This is a genomic window from Luteibacter yeojuensis (assembly GCF_000964085.1).
GTDB lineage: Bacteria > Pseudomonadota > Gammaproteobacteria > Xanthomonadales > Rhodanobacteraceae > Luteibacter > Luteibacter yeojuensis_A.
In genome coordinates, this window is the sequence record NZ_JZRB01000119.1 from 1 (window position 1) to 276 (window position 276).

Sequence of the window (276 nt, forward strand, 5' to 3'; positions counted from 1 at the left end):
CATCATGATGTCCATCAGCACCAGGTCGACCTCGGTGGTGGCCAGCTTCTCCACGGCTTCGTGGCCGTTGCGCGCGATCTCGAGCTTCACGCCAAGCGGCTCCAGCACGCTGGTGAGCGCGAAGATGTTGCGCACGTCGTCCTCGGCCAGCAGCACGGTGCGGCCATCGAGCATGGCGTCGCGCTTGCGCGCCTCGCGCAGCAGGCGCTGCTGGTCGGTGGGCAGCGAGGCTTCCACGCTATGCAGGAACAGGGTCACTTCGTCGAGCAGGCGCTC

1 protein-coding gene is annotated in these 276 nt (G+C 67.0%); it reads right to left on the bottom strand.

Going from position 1 to position 276, the window contains the following annotated elements; all coding sequences use genetic code 11:
* Nucleotides 1–276, bottom strand: a 276-nt coding sequence (locus VI08_RS20480) for a response regulator (protein ID WP_045831498.1), incomplete at both ends; no start/stop codon positions are given.